The organism is Streptomyces sp. NPDC054842, assembly GCF_053611025.1.
Genome location: NZ_JBSGZN010000008.1, coordinates 42,362 through 59,453 on the forward strand (window position 1 = coordinate 42,362; position 17,092 = coordinate 59,453).

Annotated in this window: 15 protein-coding genes; 8 read left to right on the forward strand and 7 right to left on the reverse strand. The window is 71.9% G+C overall.

Features of this window, described 5'->3' with window-relative positions:
• Positions 1-3 precede the first annotated feature (3 nt).
• The 3 genes from ACWGIS_RS08530 to ACWGIS_RS08540 form a co-directional block, all read right to left on the reverse strand.
• Positions 4-1,791 (reverse strand): glycosyltransferase family 2 protein, encoded by a 1,788-nt coding sequence (locus ACWGIS_RS08530; protein WP_453361636.1) that lies wholly within the window; start codon positions 1,789-1,791, stop codon positions 4-6.
• Between the two features lie 272 nt (positions 1,792-2,063).
• Positions 2,064-2,357 carry an MTH1187 family thiamine-binding protein gene (locus ACWGIS_RS08535; protein WP_453361637.1) on the reverse strand — a complete coding sequence of 98 codons (294 nt, stop codon included), beginning with the start codon at positions 2,355-2,357 and terminating at the stop codon, positions 2,064-2,066.
• Positions 2,354-2,701 carry a DUF3817 domain-containing protein gene (locus ACWGIS_RS08540; RefSeq protein WP_453361638.1) on the reverse strand — a complete coding sequence of 116 codons (348 nt, stop codon included), beginning with the start codon at positions 2,699-2,701 and terminating at the stop codon, positions 2,354-2,356. Before ACWGIS_RS08540 ends, ACWGIS_RS08535 begins: the two co-directional genes overlap by 4 nt.
• Before the next feature lie 200 nt (positions 2,702-2,901).
• Here ACWGIS_RS08540 and ACWGIS_RS08545 point away from each other — a divergent pair, with 200 nt between their 5' ends.
• The 4 genes from ACWGIS_RS08545 (at position 2,902) to ACWGIS_RS08560 (ending at position 5,549) form a co-directional block, all read left to right on the forward strand.
• Positions 2,902-3,534 carry an AIM24 family protein gene (locus ACWGIS_RS08545; protein WP_453361767.1) on the forward strand — a complete coding sequence of 211 codons (633 nt, stop codon included), beginning with the start codon at positions 2,902-2,904 and terminating at the stop codon, positions 3,532-3,534.
• Position 3,535: 1 nt separating this feature from the next.
• The gene (locus ACWGIS_RS08550; RefSeq protein ID WP_355785714.1) at positions 3,536-4,186 is read left to right on the forward strand and encodes an AIM24 family protein; all 651 of its coding nucleotides are present in this window, start codon (positions 3,536-3,538) and stop codon (positions 4,184-4,186) included.
• Positions 4,183-4,980: an AIM24 family protein gene (locus tag ACWGIS_RS08555; RefSeq protein ID WP_453361639.1), complete on the forward strand. Its 798-nt coding sequence runs from the start codon at positions 4,183-4,185 to the stop codon at positions 4,978-4,980. The genes ACWGIS_RS08550 and ACWGIS_RS08555 overlap by 4 nt, the downstream gene beginning before the upstream one ends.
• Positions 4,981-5,072: 92 nt before the next feature.
• Positions 5,073-5,549: a MarR family winged helix-turn-helix transcriptional regulator gene (locus ACWGIS_RS08560; protein ID WP_121406028.1), complete on the forward strand. Its 477-nt coding sequence runs from the start codon at positions 5,073-5,075 to the stop codon at positions 5,547-5,549.
• Positions 5,550-5,552: 3 nt separating this feature from the next.
• Here the strand turns inward: ACWGIS_RS08560 and ACWGIS_RS08565 are convergent, their stop codons facing one another.
• Complete coding sequence (locus ACWGIS_RS08565) at positions 5,553-6,986, reverse strand: sensor histidine kinase (protein ID WP_453361640.1); 1,434 nt, start codon at positions 6,984-6,986, stop codon at positions 5,553-5,555.
• Positions 6,983-7,645 carry a response regulator transcription factor gene (locus ACWGIS_RS08570; protein WP_453361641.1) on the reverse strand — a complete coding sequence of 221 codons (663 nt, stop codon included), beginning with the start codon at positions 7,643-7,645 and terminating at the stop codon, positions 6,983-6,985. Before ACWGIS_RS08570 ends, ACWGIS_RS08565 begins: the two co-directional genes overlap by 4 nt.
• Before the next feature lie 123 nt (positions 7,646-7,768).
• Here ACWGIS_RS08570 and ACWGIS_RS08575 point away from each other — a divergent pair, with 123 nt between their 5' ends.
• The gene (locus tag ACWGIS_RS08575; RefSeq protein ID WP_453361642.1) at positions 7,769-8,374 is read left to right on the forward strand and encodes a PepSY domain-containing protein; all 606 of its coding nucleotides are present in this window, start codon (positions 7,769-7,771) and stop codon (positions 8,372-8,374) included.
• 485 nt (positions 8,375-8,859) lie between these two features.
• On the opposite strand, the gene meaB is transcribed toward ACWGIS_RS08575, so the two are convergent.
• The gene (meaB, locus tag ACWGIS_RS08580; protein WP_453361643.1) at positions 8,860-9,816 is read right to left on the reverse strand and encodes a methylmalonyl Co-A mutase-associated GTPase MeaB; all 957 of its coding nucleotides are present in this window, start codon (positions 9,814-9,816) and stop codon (positions 8,860-8,862) included.
• Positions 9,817-9,939: 123 nt separating this feature from the next.
• Positions 9,940-11,142, reverse strand: a complete 1,203-nt coding sequence (locus tag ACWGIS_RS08585) for an acetyl-CoA C-acetyltransferase (RefSeq protein ID WP_453361644.1) — start codon at positions 11,140-11,142, stop codon at positions 9,940-9,942.
• A 148-nt stretch (positions 11,143-11,290) separates the two neighbouring features.
• On the opposite strand from ACWGIS_RS08585, the gene mce reads away from it, so the two are divergent.
• The 3 genes from mce to ACWGIS_RS08600 all read left to right on the forward strand — a co-directional run bounded on the left by mce (position 11,291) and on the right by ACWGIS_RS08600 (position 17,059).
• A complete protein-coding gene (mce, locus tag ACWGIS_RS08590; protein ID WP_355792002.1) occupies positions 11,291-11,731 on the forward strand; it encodes a methylmalonyl-CoA epimerase in 441 nt (146 codons plus the stop codon).
• A 257-nt stretch (positions 11,732-11,988) separates the two neighbouring features.
• Entirely contained in the window at positions 11,989-15,837 is a 3,849-nt protein-coding gene (gene scy / locus ACWGIS_RS08595; RefSeq protein ID WP_453361645.1) for a polarized growth protein Scy, read from the forward strand.
• A gap of 286 nt (positions 15,838-16,123) precedes the next feature.
• The gene (locus ACWGIS_RS08600; protein ID WP_453361646.1) at positions 16,124-17,059 is read left to right on the forward strand and encodes a cellulose-binding protein; all 936 of its coding nucleotides are present in this window, start codon (positions 16,124-16,126) and stop codon (positions 17,057-17,059) included.
• Positions 17,060-17,092: the final 33 nt, after the last annotated feature.

Genomic DNA, 17,092 nt, shown 5'->3' on the forward strand with positions numbered 1-17,092 from the left:
GGCCTAGTTGCCTCCTGTCGTGGAACCGGAGACCGGGGTCGGGGTGCCGCCGGTGGCGAGCGCGGGCTCCTTGGCTTCGGGGATCCGGGCCGCGGCCGGCCGCGGCAGCGCACCGGCCCTGCGGTCCTTGAGCTGGGTGGAGAGCCACACCCCGACCGGCGCCAGACAGATCCCCATGGCGAGGACGGCCCAGGTGCGCATGGCCGCGTGGGTGTGGTCCAGGACGAACGACGCGAGCAGCGAGAACGCCAGCAGCGCCGCCCAGGAGAGGTGGATGCGGAAGGTCGCCAGCCGGTCGGGGCTGGCGCCGCCGCCCTTCGGCGTGACCACGAACCCGCTGGGGCTGCGCTTGAGGGCGGCGCTCAGCGACTTGAGGTAGATCGGCGCGGAGAGCGCCGACATCGCCATCCCGGCGAGACCGCCGGAGCCCTCCGGTTCGTGCGGGGAGACGTTGTGCCGCCGGTTCCAGAGGTACAGCCCGATCTGGAGCGCCGCGGCGTCGCTGTAGAGCATCAGCCAGACGGAGGCGGCGACCTGCGTGCCCGAGGCGCCGAACCACAGGAACAGGACGCAGCTGAGGATGCCCAGGAACCAGTTGACGGCCGTCATCGGGTAGTAGAAGAGCATCATCGTGTACGAGAACAGGCGGCCGGGAGGCATCGTGAACGGCGCCTTCCAGTACTGCTTGAACAGGGTCTCGTAGGTTCCGCGGGACCAGCGGAGCTGCTGGGTGAAGAAGTCGGTCCAGGACGCGGGGCCCTCGCCGACGGCGAGCACGTCGGGGGTGTAGACCGAGCGCCAGTGGCCGCCCGTCCTCGGGTTGCGGTGGCGGTGCAGCTCGAACCCGGTCGCCATGTCCTCGGTGATGGAGTCGTACAGGCCGCCGATCTGGCGGAGCGCGGCGATCCGCACGACGTTGTTGGTGCCGACGAACATGGGGGCGCGGTAGCGGTTCCCGGCGCGCTGGATGAGCGCGTGGAAGAGGAACTGCTGCGACTCGGCGGCCTTGGTGACGGGGCTGTCGTAGTTGCCGTAGACCTGCGGGCCGACGACGAACGCGACGTCCGGGTCGCGGAAGTACCCCATCATCCGCTCCAGGAAGCCGGGGAGCGGGACGTGGTCGGTGTCCACGGAGGCGAAGAACTCGTACTCGCCGCCGTGCATCGCGATCCACGCGTTGTAGTTGCCGTGCTTGGTGCGGGCCTTGTGGACGCCCTTCTCCCGGTTCCACTCGGGGACGCCGGACCGGGTGAAGTGCCGTACGCCGAGTTCCGCGCACAGGGCCTTGGCCTGCTCGTCGTCGCCCTCGTCGAGGAGCCAGACGTCGAGGGGGCCGGTGTGGGTGACCTTGACCGCGCCCTCAAGGGTGGCGCGGACCATGGAGAGGGGTTCCTTGCCGGGCACGTACGTGGTGAGAAAGGCGACGCGGGTACCGGGCTGCGGGACGACGGGGACCGGGTCGCGGGCGACCATCGTGGCGTGGGCGATGGAGACCACGTTGACGACCATGAACAGCTCGATCAGGCCGATCGATATGAGCATGGTGACGTCGAGGCCGATCAGCCAGCGGGCGCCGCCCTCGCGCTCGACCCAGTGGGTGGGCCACACCAGGTAGACGAGGAGCAGGCAGGTGAGGAGGGGCGCCAGCGTCATCAGGAGGACGGCTCGTATTCGACGCGGCTCTCGCGAGAGGAGCTTGGTGTACTGCACCCGGTAGGCCGAGGTGGACGGCTGCGTGAGCGGTCCCGCCAGTCGGCTGTAGGTGTCGTAGTCGTAGCCCTCGGGCCGCACAGCGCCCTCCAGTGATTGAAACGGGGTGATCGAACGAGCCGATACCCACACACAAGTGGAGTTTCTGTGGCGTGTCGAACTGGACGGGTCAGAAGGAGTACGGCCACACGCGGCAGCGTGTCGCCCGGAGCGGCCGAGCGGGGAGCCGTCGGCACGGGCGTCGACGCACGGGCGCCGGCGGGGCGTCGACGGGTGGGCGCGGGCGTCTCGGTGCGGCGGGCACGGAAGAACCCCGGTCCGCCGGACCGGGGTTCACGGGAGATCTCTGGTGGCTACGCGGACAGGTGACGCTCCACCGTCGCGACCTTGGACGTCAGGCCGTCGGTGACCGAGGGCCGGATGTCGGCCTTCAGGACGAGGGAGACCCGGGGCGCCCGCCGCTCCACCGCGGCGACCGCGCGCTTCACCACGTCCATGACCTCGTCCCACTCGCCCTCGACCGAGGTGAACATCGCGTCGGTGCGGTTCGGCAGGCCCGACTCGCGGACCACCCGGACGGCGTCGGCGACGTACTCGCCCACGTCCTCGCCCACTCCCAGCGGCGTCACGGAGAAGGCGACGATCATGACGCCTTCACCACGCCCTCGCGGCGCGCGCGGGACGCGATGACCGCGTCCTCCGCCTCGCGCCGCAGCTTGCGCTCGGCGAAGAAGCCGCCGGTGGGCAGGACGGAGAGCACGAAGTAGAGCGCGGCGGTCCCGAACGGCCACTTCGCGCGGTTCCAGGCGTCGGCCCAGAAGATCACGTAGAGGATGAAGAGCACACCGTGGACCGCGCCCATGACGGGCACCGCGTTGAAGTCCGTGGTGCGCTTGAGCACCGAGCAGACCAGCAGCAGCAGGAAGGACACGGCCTCGGGCGCCGAGACCAGGCGCAGGCGGCGGAGGGCGGTGGCGGTCTTCAGGTCCACGGGTCACCTTCGGGGGATTCGCTGTCGGCGGGCAGGGGCGCTTTGTGAACGCACGCACAAGCGTCCCCTCATTGTGGCATCCGGGCCGGAGCGCCCCGGTCCGGGGGTGACGGCCGCCCCGTAAGGGTGCGGTCGGGGTCGTTCTCCACCCTGAGGCCCTGTCGGCGGCCACCTCCGGCGGCTACCTTCACACCGTGGCGATGTTCCGACTCCAAGGCAGCAAGGTGCTGGCCGTAGACATGACCGGCGACGCCGTGAAGGCGAAGAACGGCTCGATGGTCGCGTACGACGGGCAGATGGCCTTCAAGAAGCTCAGCGGTGGCGGTGAGGGGATACGGGGGATGGTGACCCGGCGCCTCACCGGCGAGCAGATGATCATGATGGAGGTGAAAGGGCAGGGGACCTGCTATTTCGCCGACCGGGCCTCCGAGATCAATCTCGTGAACCTCCAGGGGGACAAGCTGTACGTCGAGTCCAGCAACCTGCTCGCGACGGACGCCGGCCTGCGGACGGGCACGTCCTTCACCGGCCTGCGCGGCGCCTCCCAGGGCAACGGCCTGTTCACGACGACCGTCGAGGGCCACGGCCAGGCGGCGATCATGTCCGACGGCCCCGCGGTGGTCCTGCGGGTCAGCTCCCAGTACCCGCTGACCGTCGACCCGGGCGCGTACATCGCGCACCAGGGCGACGTACGGCAGTCCTTCCAGTCCGGTGTGACGTTCCGCACGTTCATGGGCGAGGGCGGCGGCGAGGCCTTCCAGATCCGCTTCGAGGGCGACGGCCTGGTCTACGTCCAGCCCAGCGAGCGCAACACGATCGCGGGGGATGTGTGACATGCCCTTCCGTGAGATCAACTCGAAGATGATCGAGGCGACGGTCCTGCCGGGCCAGCGGCTGTTCAGTCAGCGGGGCGCGATGCTCGCCTACAAGGGCGAGGTCTCCTTCACTCCCAACATGCAGGGCGGCCAGGGCGGCGTGATGTCCATGATCGGCCGCCGACTGGCGAACGAGGCCACCCCCCTGATGACCGTCGAGGGCTCCGGCACGGTGTTCTTCGGGCACGGCGGCCACCACATCGAGGTCATCACCCTCACCGGCGACACCCTGTACGTGGAGGCGGACCGGCTGCTCGCCTTCGACGGCACGCTGGAGCAGGGCACGATGTTCATGGGCTCGCAGGGCGGGGTGATGGGCATGGTGCGCGGCCAGGTGACGGGCCAGGGCCTGTTCACCACGACCCTGAAGGGCCACGGCGCGGTCGCGGTCATGGCGCACGGCGGCGTGGTCCAGGTCCCGATCACCCCGCAGCGCCCGGTCCACGTCGATCCGCAGGCGTACGTGGCGCACCACGGCGACGTGCGCAACAAGCTGTCGACGGCGCTCGGCTGGCGCGACATGGTGGGCCGCGGCTCGGGCGAGGCGTTCCAGCTGGAGCTGAGTGGCAGCGGTGCGGTGTACGTCCAGGCCTCGGAGGAGAAGCTGTGAGCGCGTACGGGGCCCAGGGCCCGGTGATCTTCGACCCGGCGACCCTGCCGGTCGACGACAACGTGAACAAGTACACCTTCTGCGTGGAGCTCAAGGGGAGCCAGTGGTTCCTGCAGAAGGGCAAGATGATCGCCTACTACGGCTCGATGGAGTTCAACGGCATCGGGCACGGCCGGCTGGACCGTCTGGTGCGTACGTCGTTCCATTCGCCTCTGCACGCGAGCGACTGGGTGGTGGCGGAGGGCTCGGGCAAGATGCTCCTCGCTGACCGGGCCTTCGACGTGAATTCGTACGACCTGGAGCAGGGCAACCTGACCATTCGCTCGGGCAACCTGCTCGCTTTTCAGCCAAGTCTCGCGCTGAAGCAGTCCATCGTCCCGGGCTTCCTGACGCTCATCGGTTCGGGCAAGTTCGTGGCCGCGTCGAACGGCCCCGTGGTGTTCATGGAACCGCCGATCCGGGTGGACCCGCAGGCGCTCGTCGGATGGGCCGACTGCCCCTCCCCCTGCCACCACTACGACCACGGTTACCTGACAGGTGTCATGGGCGGTCTACGTGCGATGACGGGCATCGGCGGGGCCTCGGGCGAGGAGCACCAGTTCGAGTTCGTGGGGGCGGGTACGGTACTGCTCCAGTCGTCCGAGGCGCTGATGGCGGAGCAGGCCACCGGAGCGGTCCCGCAGCAGGCCGGCGTACCGGGCGGCGGCGGGGTGCCGGGTCAGCACGGAGGGCAAGCCGGCGCACCGCGTCTTCCCGGACAGCTGGGGGACCTCCAGCGTCGCTTCGGGCTGTGAGCGGTAGTCTGCGGAGTGTGACGTCGAACGCGTGCGCGTAGTCACACCACCCTCACTAGTTCGCCTTTCAACCTTTTAGGTAGACTTCATTCATGGAGACCGAGACGGCCACGCGCTGGCTGACCGATGCGGAGCAGTGCGCCTGGCGCACCCACCTGGAGGTCAACAGGCTGTTGACGTATCAGCTCGAGAAGGACTTGCAGCCGTTCGGACTGACGATGAACGACTACGAGATCCTGGTGAATCTCTCCGAGTCGGAGGACGTCCGGATGCGGATGAGCGACCTCGCGTCCGCCACCCTCCAGTCCAAGAGCCGCCTCTCGCACCAGATCACCCGCATGGAGAACGCGAACCTGGTACGTCGTGAGAACTGCGAATCCGACCGACGAGGACTGTACGCGGTCCTCACCGACCACGGCCTGGAGACGATGCGGAAGGTCGCCCCGCACCATGTGGCGTCCGTGCGCAGGCACTTCATCGACCTGCTCTCCCCGGAGGCCCTGAACGACCTCCACAAGTCGCTGACCCCGATCGCGGAGCAGCTGCGGGGCCAGCGGGGCCGTCCCTGACCGTCACCCGGCCCCGGCATCCCGTGCCGACCGGCCCACGGGCAGCCTGAGTTCGAAGAGCGCCCCACCTCCGGGCGCCTCGCGGACGGTGAGCGTGCCGCCGTGCCGCAGCGCGACGTCGCGGGCGATGGCGAGGCCCAGACCGGCCCCGCCGTCGTCCCGGCTGCGGGCGTCGTCGAGCCGTACGAACCGCTCGAAGATCCGCTCCCGCTCCGCCGCCGGCACGCCCGCACCGTCGTCCGCGACCCCGAGCACGGCCCACGCGCCCTTCCGGCGCAGGGTGACGGCGACCCGGTCGCGCGCGTGCCGTCCCGCGTTGTCCAGCAGATTGGCCAGCACCCGTGCCAACTGCCCCCGGGAGCCGGTCACCTCGACCGTCTCGGCGTCCGCCGTGACCCCCGTCCGCCCGGCCGCCTCCTCCCGCACGAGCGCGCCCAGGTCGAACCGGGCGTCCCCGGGCCCCTCCCCCGCGTCCAGCCGCGCCAGCAGCAGCAGATCGGCGGCCAGCCGCTGGAGCCGTACGGTGTCCTCGACCGCGCCCGCGACGTCCAGCAGCCCGGGATGGGCCGCGCCCACCTCCAGCTGGGTCCGCAACGAGGCGATGGGGCTGCGCAGTTCGTGCGAGGCGTCCGCGACGAACCGCCGCTGCCGCTCGACGGACTTCTCCAGCGCGGCCAGCGTCTCGTTGGTGGTCCGGGCCAGCCGGGCGACCTCGTCGTGCGTGACGGGCACCGGCACCCGGCGCGCCAGGTCCTCCGAGGCCGTGATCGCGGCCATCTCCCTCCGGATGTCCTCCACCGGGCGCAGCGCCCGCCGGGTGACGAGCCAGGTCACCCCGGCGACCACGGCGAGCAGCAGCGGGAACCCGATCAGCATCACGGTCAACGCGGTGCCCACGGCGCTCTGTTCGGCCGACAGCGGGGAACCGGCGTACACGGTGAGGTCGCCCTGGTCCCCGACGCTCACCTCCACGGCCGCGAAGCGGTAGTCGGCGGTGTCCCCGTCGATGGTGGCGGACCCCTCGCTGTACTCCACCTCGTCGCCGATCTCGCCCGGTTCGAGCGCGTCGTCGTCCCCGGGGTCCTCGCCGCCGTGGTCGTCGCGAGCGGCCTCCGCCGGGGGCACGGGCCGCACGGCGCCGGTCCCGGTGCCGCTGATCCGCTCCAGGTGCTCGCTCACCGCGACCAGCCGCCCGGACCCGTCCACCACCTGCACCGGCTGGTCGTCGTCCAGCGACAGCTCGCCGTAGGGGGTGCGGCCGGCCAGGTCGGCCGCCACCTCCCGGGCGGTGCGCTCGGCCTGCGCACCGGCCTGCACGATCAGGTTGGACCGCAGCGAGAGCAGTACGGCGGTCCCGGCGGCGACCAGCGCGATCGCGACGACGACGGTCGCGCCCAGGGTGGCCTTGGCGCGGACGGAACCGAAGAGGCGCCTCATCGGGCCTCCAGCCGGTACCCGGCGCCGCGCACGGTCCTGATCAGTCCGGCCCCCAGCTTGCGGCGCAGCGTGCTCACGTACACCTCGACGATGTTCGGGTCCCCGTCGTACGCGAAGTCCCAGACGTGCTCCATGATGTCCGCCTTCGAGACGACCTCTCCCGCCCGCACGACGAGCTGCTCCAGCACGGAGAACTCCTTGGTGGTGAGGGCGACTTCGTCCTCGCGCAGGAACACGCGCCGGGCCGCCGCGTCCAGCCTGAGGTCGCCGACCACCCGCACCGGCGAGGCTCCGGACGTGCCGCGCCGGCGCAGCAGGGCCTTCACCCGCGCCACCAGCACCACGTACGAGAACGGTTTCGTCAGGTAGTCGTCGGCGCCCGTGTCGAGACCCTCGGCCTCGTCGTACTCGCCGTCCTTGGCGGTGAGCATCAGGATCGGCACGTCGTGGCCGGCGGCGCGGAGGGCGGCGCAGACGCGGTAGCCGTTCATGCCGGGCAGCATGATGTCGAGGATCACGAGGTCGTACGTCCCCTCACCGGCCTGGTGGAGGCCCTCCCGCCCGTCGTGGACGACGTCCACGGCGAAGCCCTCGGCGGTCAGTCCCCTCGCGAGCGACAGGGCCAGCCGCTTCTCGTCCTCCACGATCAACAGGCGCATGCGCCCAGCGTCCCAAACGGAAGCTGAAGAGGGCTTCAGGCGGCTTCAGGCCGGGTTCAGGTCCGCCGGGCAGATTGTCTTCCGTCGGAACAAGGCATCACCGTGCACACCGGGAGGAACCTCATGAAGCGCAACATCGTCATCGCCACCGTCGCCGCCGCGACCCTGATCGCGGGCGGCTCCGCCACGGCCCTGGCGGTCTCGGGCGACGACGACACGCGGCAGTCGACCGTGCGGGACAAGGACGACGACCGGAACGAGACCCGGGACGACGACTCCCGCGACGGCGAGGACGCCGCCGCGAAGTCCGCGAAGGTGAGCGCGGCGGAGGCCATCGAGGCGGCCCTGGCCCGCACGCCGGGTACGGCCGTCGCCGCGGACCTGGACGACGACGGCGGCGCCGTGGCCTGGGAGGTCGACGTCCTCGGCAAGGGGGACACCGTGCACGGCGTCCGCGTCGACCCCGCCACCGGCAAGGTGCTCGGCTCCCGTGCCGAGACCGAGGACGACGCCGCCGAGCACCGGGCCGCGCTGAAGGGCACGTCCACCTCGGCCGCCGAGGCCGCCCGCGCCGCCGCGGCGAAGGGGACGGTCACCTCCGTAGAGCTGGAGGACGAGGGCGGCAGCGCCTGGGAGGCGGAGACGAGGTCCGCGAACGGCACCGAGCACGACTGGCGCGTGGACCCGCGCACCGCGAACGTGACCGCGGCCACCCCGAACGACGACTGAGTCCCGCCGCAGCCGAGGCGGAGACGGGCGATCCCGCTGCCGACGGGGCCCACAAGTGCCGCCCCAGCGGCACGATCACCCGCGCCCGAGCCGGCAGGGGCTCTCAGCCCGCACCGCGACAACCACGACCCCGCAGCGCGCTGGGGACGACCCCACAGGCAATGGGGACGGCGCCGCACCACCCTGGGGACGCAGCTCAATGGGGACGGCCCCGCACCGCCCCCGGGACGCAGCTCAATGGGAACGACCCCGCACCGCCCCCGGGACGCAGCTCAATGGGAACGAACCGGCAGCCGCCGTACGACGGAAGGGGCCGTGCCGGTACATCAAATGCCCGTTGCGGGCCGGGCGTTGGACTCCGGGTCACCTCTGTGACGGAGCTCGCGCCCGGCCCGCAACGGGCGGATGTACCGGCACGGCCCCGACCCACGTCGCACAGAAGGCGCCCCACGTCCACCGGACGCCGGCCCCGCGTCAGCCCCGGGTCAGCCCCGGGTCAGCCCCGCCACCAGTTCGTCCGCCGCCCCGTACGGGTCCAGCTCCCCCGACACGATCCGCTCCGCCAGCGCGCTCAGCCGGCGGTCGCCGTGCAGGTCGCCGATCCGCTCCCGCAGCGCCGTGACGGCGATCGTCTCGACCTCGCGGGAGGCCCGCGCCAGCCGCCGCTCGGCCAGCACCCCGCGCTCCTCCATCCACGCCCGGTGCTTCTCCAGCGCCTCGACGACCTCGTCGATGCCCTCCCCGCGCGCCGCCACCGTCTTCACGATCGGCGGCCGCCAGTCCCCCGGCCCCCGGGACTCCCCGAGCCCGAGCATGTGGTTCAGCTCGCGGGCCGTCGCGTCGGCCCCGTCCCGGTCGGCCTTGTTCACGACGTACACGTCACCGATCTCCAGGATTCCGGCCTTCGCCGCCTGGATCCCGTCCCCCATGCCGGGGGCGAGCAGCACCACGGACGTGTCGGCCTGCGAGGCGATCTCGACCTCGGACTGCCCGACGCCGACGGTCTCGACGAGGACGACGTCGCAGCCCGCCGCGTCCAGGACACGGATCGCCTGGGGGGCCGCCCAGGCGAGCCCGCCGAGATGCCCGCGGGTCGCCATCGAGCGGATGTACACACCCGGGTCGGACGCGTGCTCGGACATCCGCACACGGTCCCCGAGCAGCGCGCCCCCGGAGAACGGCGACGACGGGTCGACGGCGAGCACCCCGACCCGCCGGCCGAGCCGCCGGTAGGCGGTGACCAGCGCGGAGGTGGACGTCGACTTGCCGACACCCGGCGAGCCGGTCAGCCCGACGACGTAGGCGTTCCCGGCGAGCGGCGCCAGCGCGGCCATGACCTCGCGAAGCTGCTCGGACGCCCCCTCCACCAGGGAGATCAGCCGGGCCACGGCCCGCGGCCGTCCTTCCCTGGCCTGGGCCACCAGTGTGGAGACGTCCTGCATCACAGCTCCGTTCAGTCGGGTCGTACGAGAGGGCGAACAGCGGACCGGCGGGACGCGCACCCGGCGCCGTCCCCGTCGGGACGGGCCACCCGGTGTCGTCCCACCGGCGGGACGAACCCGGTGTCAGGCCTTGGGTACCCGCACGATCAGCGCGTCACCCTGGCCACCGCCACCGCACAGCGCCGCCGCGCCCACGCCGCCGCCGCGCCGCTTCAGCTCCAGCGCGAGGTGGAGGACGAGCCGCGCACCGGACATCCCGATCGGGTGACCGAGCGCGATGGCACCGCCGTTGACGTTCACCTTGTCCGAAGTGACGCCGAGGTCCTTCATCGACTGCACGGCGACCGCGGCGAACGCCTCGTTGATCTCGATCAGGTCAAGATCGCCGACGTCCAGGCCATCCTTCTTCAGGGCGTGCTGGATGGCGTTGGACGGCTGCGACTGCAACGAGTTGTCCGGCCCGGCCACGTTCCCGTGGGCGCCGATCTCGGCGATCCACTCCAGGCCCAGTTCCTGCGCCTTGGCCTTGCTCATCACGACCACGGCGGCGGCGCCGTCCGAGATCTGCGACGAGGTGCCGGCGGTGATGGTGCCGTCCTTGGTGAAGGCGGGGCGCAGCTTGCCGAGCGACTCGGCGGTGGTGTCGCCGCGGATGCCCTCGTCCTGGCTGAAGACGACAGGCTCGCCCTTGCGCTGCGGGATCTCGACCGGCGTGATCTCCGCCTCGAAGACGCCGTTCTTCTGGGCGGCGGCGGCCCTCTGGTGGGACAGCGCCGCGATCTCGTCCTGCTCGGGGCGGGCGATGCCGAGGCGGCTGTTGTGCTTCTCCGTCGACTCGCCCATGGCGATGTTCTCGAAGGCGTCCGTGAGCCCGTCGTACGCCATGGCGTCGAGCATCTGGATGGCACCGTACTTGTAGCCCTCACGAGACTTCGGGAGCAGGTGAGGGGCGTTCGTCATGGACTCCTGGCCGCCGGCGACCACCACGTCGAATTCGCCGGCGCGAATGAGCTGGTCGGCGAGGGCGATGGCGTCGAGGCCCGACAGGCACACCTTGTTGATCGTGAGCGCCGGCACGCTCATCGGGATGCCGGCCTTGACCGCGGCCTGCCGCGCCGGGATCTGCCCCGCCCCGGCCTGCAGGACCTGGCCCATGATCACGTACTGCACCTGGTCGCCGCCGATGCCCGCACGGTCGAGGGCGGCCTTGATCGCGAATCCTCCGAGGTCGGCTCCGGAGAAGGACTTCAGCGAGCCGAGCAGCCGTCCCATCGGGGTGCGGGCACCCGCGACGATCACGGAGGTCGTGCTGTTCGTTCCAGACATGAGGTGCGATCCCCTTACCGGCTTGCACAGCCGAGGAGTGAACGAGGGTTTACTGAGAATGTACTGAGCGGTACGCCACCCGTCATCCGGCCCGCGGTGTGATCGCGCGCACGTTGCGTAACCACGCGAGGAGCGCTGCACTGACTCCATGCTGACGCGAATCGACCACATCGGAATCGCCTGTTTCGACCTCGACAGGACTGTCGAGTTCTACCGGGCGACGTACGGCTTCGAGGTGTTCCACTCCGAGGTCAACGAGGAGCAGGGCGTCCGCGAGGCCATGCTCAAGATCAACGAGACGTCCGACGGCGGCGCCTCCTACCTCCAGCTGCTCGAACCCACCCGCGAGGACTCCGCCGTGGGCAAGTGGCTGGCCAAGAACGGCGAGGGGGTCCACCACATCGCCTTCGGCACGGCGGACGTCGACGGCGACGCGGCCGACATCAAGGACAAGGGCGTACGGGTCCTGTACGACGAGCCCCGGATCGGGTCCATGGGCTCCCGGATCACCTTCCTCCACCCCAAGGATTGTCATGGCGTGCTGACAGAACTGGTCACTTCGGCGGCTGTTGAGTCACCTGAGCACTGACCTCCGTATATCTGGGCCGGTAGGGTTGGGGACGGCCGCTGCCTCACCGGGGCGGCCCGGGGCCTGTCGTTGGACACGGCCCCGGGTTCTGTCTGCGACAGGACCGAGGGCCGGGGTCCAGGTTTCGGGGGGCGAGCGTCGGGGCAGCAGCCCATGCTCCGCCGTTGATCTGACACCATTCCCCGGGGGCCCCGTTCGGCGGACGGACGGAGCTCGTTCGGAAAGACTTGCGACCAGGGGACGGATGGGACCGCGCAGTGCGGGGCTACGAACGCCAGGAGCGAGAGCCGGCGGCTGACGTCGACCACCTCTCTCGGTTCGAGGCCGAGATGGAGCGGCTGAAGACCGAGCGGGAGAAGGCCGTCCAGCACGCCGAGGACCTCGGCTATCAGGTCGAGGTGCTGCGCGCCAAGCTGCACGAGGCGCGCCGCAGTCTGGCGACCCGTCCTGCCTACGACGGTGCGGACATCGGCTACCAGGCCGAGCAGCTGCTCCGTAACGCCCAGATCCAGGCCGACCAGCTGCGCGCGGACGCCGAGCGGGAGCTGAGCCAGGCCCGCGCGCAGACGCAGCGCATCCTCCAGGAGCACGCCGAGCAGGCCGCGCGCCTCCAGGCGGAGCTGCACCAGGAGGCGGTGACCCGCCGCCAGCAGCTCGACCAGGAGCTGGCCGAGCGCCGGCAGACCGTCGAGTCGCACGTCAACGAGAACGTGGCATGGGCCGAGCAGCTGCGGGCCCGCACCGAGCAGCAGGCCCGCCGGCTCCTGGAGGAGTCGCGGACCGAGGCCGACCAGGCGCTCGCCGCGGCCCGTGCCGAGGCCGAGCGGATCGCCGCCGAGGCCCGCCAGCGGCTGACGAACGACGCCGAGGCGGCCCGCGCGGAGGCCGAGCAGCTGCTGCGCCGGGCCCGCTCGGACGCCGAGCGGCTGCTGAACGCCGCGTCGTCGCAGGCCCAGGAGGCCACCGAGCACGCCGAGCAGCTGCGCAGCTCCACCGCCACCGAGTCGGACGCCGCGCGCCGCCAGGCCACCGAGCTGAGCCGGACCGCCGAGCAGCGGATGGCGGAGGCCGAGAAGGCCCTGCGCGAGGCGCGTGCCGAGGCCGACAAGCTGGTCGCCGAGGCGAAGGACGCCGCCGCCAGGACGCTGTCCGGCGCGGAGTCGGCCAACGAGCAGCGCACCCGCACCGCGAAGGAGCAGGTCGCCCGGCTGGTCAGCGAGGCCACCAAGGAGGCCGAGACCACCAAGGCGGACGCCGAGCAGCTCGTCGCCGACGCCAAGGCGGCGGCCGAGAAGATCATCGCGGAGGCCGAGGAGAACGCGCGCAGTCTCACCGCCGAGGAGACCGCCTCGCAGCTCGCCAAGGCGGCGCGGACGGCCGAGGAGGTGCTTGACAAGGCGTCGCAGGACGCCAAGAAGACCACCCGGGCGGCGACCGAGGAGGCCGAGCGGATCCGCTCCGAGGCGGAGGCCGAGGCGGACCGGCTGCGTGCCCAGGCGCACGACATCGCCGAGGAGCTCAAGGGCGCGGCGAAGGACGACACCAAGGAGTACCGGGCCAAGACGGTCGAGCTGCAGGAGGAGGCGCGCAGGCTGCGCGGCGAGGCCGAGCAGCTGCGGGCGGACGCGGTCTCCGAGGGCGAGCGGATCCGCGGCGAGGCGCGGCGCGAGGCCGTCCAGCAGATCGAGGAGGCGGCCAGGACCGCCGAGGAGCTGCTGGCCAAGGCGAAGGCGGACGCGGACGAGCTGCGGACGACCGCCACGGCGGACAGCGAGCGGGTGCGCACCGAGGCCATCGAGCGGGCGACGACGCTGCGCCGGCAGGCCGAGGAGACACTGGAGCGCACCCGCGCCGAGGCCGAGCGGCACCGCGCGGACGCCGTCGAGCAGTCCGAGGGCATCAAGGCGGACGCCGAGCGGGTCGCGCGCGAGCTGCGCGAGGAGACCGAGCGGGCCGTCGCCGCCCGGCAGGCCGAGGCCGCGGAAGAGCTGGGCCGGCTGCGCACGGAGGCCGAGGAGCGTGTGGTCGCGGCCGAGCAGGCGCTGACCGACGCCCGTGCGGAGGCCGAGCGGATCCGCCGCGAGGCGGCCGAGGAGGCGGAGCGGCTGCGCACGGAGGCCGCCGAGCGGATCCGGACGCTTCAGGCGCAGGCCGAGGCGGAGGCGGACCGGCTGCGCACGGAGGCGGCGGCGGACGCGTCCGCGTCGCGCGCCGAGGGCGAGAACATCGCGGTACGGCTGCGTTCGGAGGCCGCGGCGGAGGCCGAGCGGCTGAAGTCGGAGGCCCAGGACACCGCCGACCGGGTACGCGCGGAGGCGCAGGCCGCGGCGGAGCGGCTGGCGGCCGAGGGCGCGGAGACGCTGGCCGCCGCGCAGGAGGAGGCCGCCCGGCGCCGTCGCGAGGCCGAGGAGGTGCTCGGCTCGGCGCGGCAGGAGGCGGACCAGGAGCGCGAGCGGGCCCGCGAGCAGAGCGAGGAGCTGCTGGCGTCCGCGCGCACCCGGGTGGACGAGGCGCAGGCCGAGGCCGTACGGCTGGTCGAGGAGGCCGACCGGCGCGCGACCGAGATGGTCACCAGCGCCGAGCAGACCGCGCAGCAGGTGCGGGACGCCGTCGCCGGGCTGCACGAGCAGGCTCAGGAGGAGATCGCCGGGCTGCGTTCGGCCGCGGAGCACGCGGCGGACCGTACGCGCACGGAGGCGCAGCAGGAGGCGGACCGGGTCCGCGCCGACGCGTACGCCGAGCGGGAGCGCGCCTCCGAGGACGCGTCGCGGGTCAGGCGGGAGGCGTCCGAGGAGTCGGAGGCCGCGAAGGCGCTCGCGGAGCGGACGGTCGCGGAGGCGATCGCCGAGTCCGAGCGGCTGCGCTCGGACGCCGCGGAGCACGCCCAGCGGGCCCGCACGGAGGCGTCCGACACGATCGCGAACGCCGATCAGGACGCCTCGCGCACCCGCGCCGAGGCCCGGGAGGACGCGAACCGGATCCGTTCGGACGCGGCGACGCAGGCGGACACCCTCATCACCGAGGCGCGGTCCGAGGCGGAGCGCCTGACCGCGGAGACGGCCGCGGAGGCGGAGCGGGTCCGTACGGAGTCCGTCTCGAAGGCCGAGAAGCTCATCTCGGACGCGACGGGCGACGCGGAGCGGCTGCGCGCGGAGGCCGCGGAGACGGTCGGCTCGGCGCAGCAGCACGCGGAGCGGATCCGCACCGAGGCGGAGCGCGTCAAGGCGGAGGCGGCGGCGGAGGCCGAGCGGGTCACGGCGGCCGCGCGGGAGAAGGCCGAGCAGACGCTCGACGAGGCCCGCAAGGAGGCCAACAAGCGGCGCTCCGAGGCGGCCGAGCAGGTCGACACGCTCATCTCGGAGACGGCGGCGGAGGCCGACAAGCTCCTCTCGGAGGCGCAGCAGGCCGCGCAGAAGACCACGGCGGACGCCGAGGGGCAGGCCGACACGATGGTGGGCGCCGCCCGCAACGAGGCCGAGCGCCTGGTGTCCGAGGCGACCGTGGAGGGCAACACCCTGGTGGAGCGGGCCCGTACGGACGCCGACGAGCTGCTGGTCGGCGCGCGCCGGGACGCGACCGCCATAAGGGAGCGCGCGGAGGAGCTGCGGGATCGCATCACCTCGGAGATCGAGGAGCTGCACGACCGGGCCCGCCGGGAGTCCGCGGAGGCGATGCGGACGGCCGGCGAGCGCTGCGACGCGCTGGTGAAGGCCGCCGAGGAGCAGCTCGCGAAGGCCGAGGCGAAGGCGAAGGACCTGGTCGCGGAGGCCAACTCCGAGGCGAGCAAGGTGCGGATCGCCGCCGTGAAGAAGGCGGAGGGGCTGCTCAAGGAGGCCGAGCAGAAGAAGAGTTCACTCGTCGCCGAGGCCACGAAGATCAAGGCGGACGCCGAGCAGGAGGCGCGGCGCATGGTCGAGGAGGGCAAGCGCGAACTCGACGTGCTGGTCCGCCGGCGCGAGGACATCAACGCCGAGATCTCGCGGGTCCAGGACGTCCTGGAGGCGCTGGAGTCCTTCGAGGCGCCGTCCGCGGCCAAGGACGGCGGGGTCAAGGCCGGCGCCGCCGTCGGTGCGCCCCGTTCGGGTGGCAAGACGTCGGAGGGCTAGGGCCTGTCGTTGGATCAGGCCGGCGTCGCGGGGTCCGGCAGGCACAGGTCGGCCGGGACGGAACGTTTGTCACGGCGGGCCCGATCCCCACGACAGAGCCCGGCCCGGGACACCGGTCACGTGCTTGGCCAGGACCTTCCTGACAGCCGCTGGCAAGCTCTCGGACAGCCAGCCACCCGAAAGGAGTGTCATTCTCCAGATCAAACACGTATCCGCTCGATGACACACCGCTTTGGCCCCTAGGATTCCTTCTATCACCTCACCGGTCTCATTCGACAGGAACCCCATGAGCGACACTTCCCCCTACGGCTTCGAGCTTGTGCGGCGTGGGTACGACCGCGCTCAGGTGGACGAACGCATTTCGAAGCTCGTCTCCGACCGTGACAGCGCTCTGGCCCGTATCACTGCTCTCGAGAAGCGCATCGAGGAACTCCACCTCGAGACGCAGAACGCCCAGGCCCAGGTCAGCGACGCCGAGCCGTCGTACGCGGGTCTCGGCGCGCGCGTCGAGAAGATCCTCCGCCTCGCCGAGGAGGAGGCGAAGGACCTGCGCGAGGAGGCCCGTCGCGCGTCCGAGCAGCACCGTGAGCTCGCCGAGTCGGCGGCCCAGCAGGTGCGCAACGACGCAGAATCGTTCGCTGCGGACCGCAAGGCCAAGGCGGAGGACGAGGGCGTCCGGATCGTCGAGAAGGCCAAGAGCGAGGCCTCCCAGCTGCGTTCCGAGGCGCAGAAGGACGCTCAGTCGAAGCGCGAGGAGGCGGACGCCCTCTTCGAGGAGACCCGCGCCAAGGCCGCCCAGGCCGCCGCGGACTTCGAGACGAACCTGGCGAAGCGCCGCGAGCAGTCGGAGCGCGACCTCGCGTCCCGTCAGGCCAAGGCCGAGAAGCGTCTCGCGGAGATCGAGCACCGCGCGGAGCAGCTGCGCCTGGAGGCCGAGAAGCTGCGCACGGACGCCGAGCGCCGCGCCCGTCAGACGGTGGAGACCGCTCAGCGCCAGGCCGAGGACATCGTGGCCGACGCGAACGCCAAGGCGGACCGCATCCGTTCGGAGTCCGAGCGCGAGCTGGCGGCTCTCACCAACCGCCGCGACTCGATCAACGCGCAGCTCACGAACGTCCGCGAGATGCTGGCGACGCTCACGGGCGCCGCGGTGGCCGCGGCCGGCACGCCGGCCGAGGACGAGCCCATCTCGCGTGGGGTCCCGGCGCAGCAGTCCCGCTAGCCGGCGGCGAGGAACAGCGACAGCAGGGCCCGT

Bases quoted from the DNA above. Each gene is read 5' to 3' on its own strand.
- ACWGIS_RS08535 (WP_453361637.1), bottom strand. From the start codon at position 2,357: ATGATCGTCGCCTTCTCCGTGACGCCGCTGGGAGTGGGCGAGGACGTG.
- ACWGIS_RS08545 (WP_453361767.1), top strand. From the start codon at position 2,902: ATGTTCCGACTCCAAGGCAGCAAGGTGCTGGCCGTAGACATGACCGGC.
- ACWGIS_RS08550 (WP_355785714.1), top strand. From the start codon at position 3,536: ATGCCCTTCCGTGAGATCAACTCGAAGATGATCGAGGCGACGGTCCTG.
- ACWGIS_RS08560 (WP_121406028.1), top strand. From the start codon at position 5,073: ATGGAGACCGAGACGGCCACGCGCTGGCTGACCGATGCGGAGCAGTGC.
- ACWGIS_RS08565 (WP_453361640.1), bottom strand. From the start codon at position 6,986: ATGAGGCGCCTCTTCGGTTCCGTCCGCGCCAAGGCCACCCTGGGCGCG.
- ACWGIS_RS08570 (WP_453361641.1), bottom strand. From the start codon at position 7,645: ATGCGCCTGTTGATCGTGGAGGACGAGAAGCGGCTGGCCCTGTCGCTC.
- ACWGIS_RS08575 (WP_453361642.1), top strand. From the start codon at position 7,769: ATGAAGCGCAACATCGTCATCGCCACCGTCGCCGCCGCGACCCTGATC.
- meaB (WP_453361643.1), bottom strand. From the start codon at position 9,816: ATGCAGGACGTCTCCACACTGGTGGCCCAGGCCAGGGAAGGACGGCCG.
- ACWGIS_RS08585 (WP_453361644.1), bottom strand. From the start codon at position 11,142: ATGTCTGGAACGAACAGCACGACCTCCGTGATCGTCGCGGGTGCCCGC.
- mce (WP_355792002.1), top strand. From the start codon at position 11,291: ATGCTGACGCGAATCGACCACATCGGAATCGCCTGTTTCGACCTCGAC.
- ACWGIS_RS08600 (WP_453361646.1), top strand. From the start codon at position 16,124: ATGAGCGACACTTCCCCCTACGGCTTCGAGCTTGTGCGGCGTGGGTAC.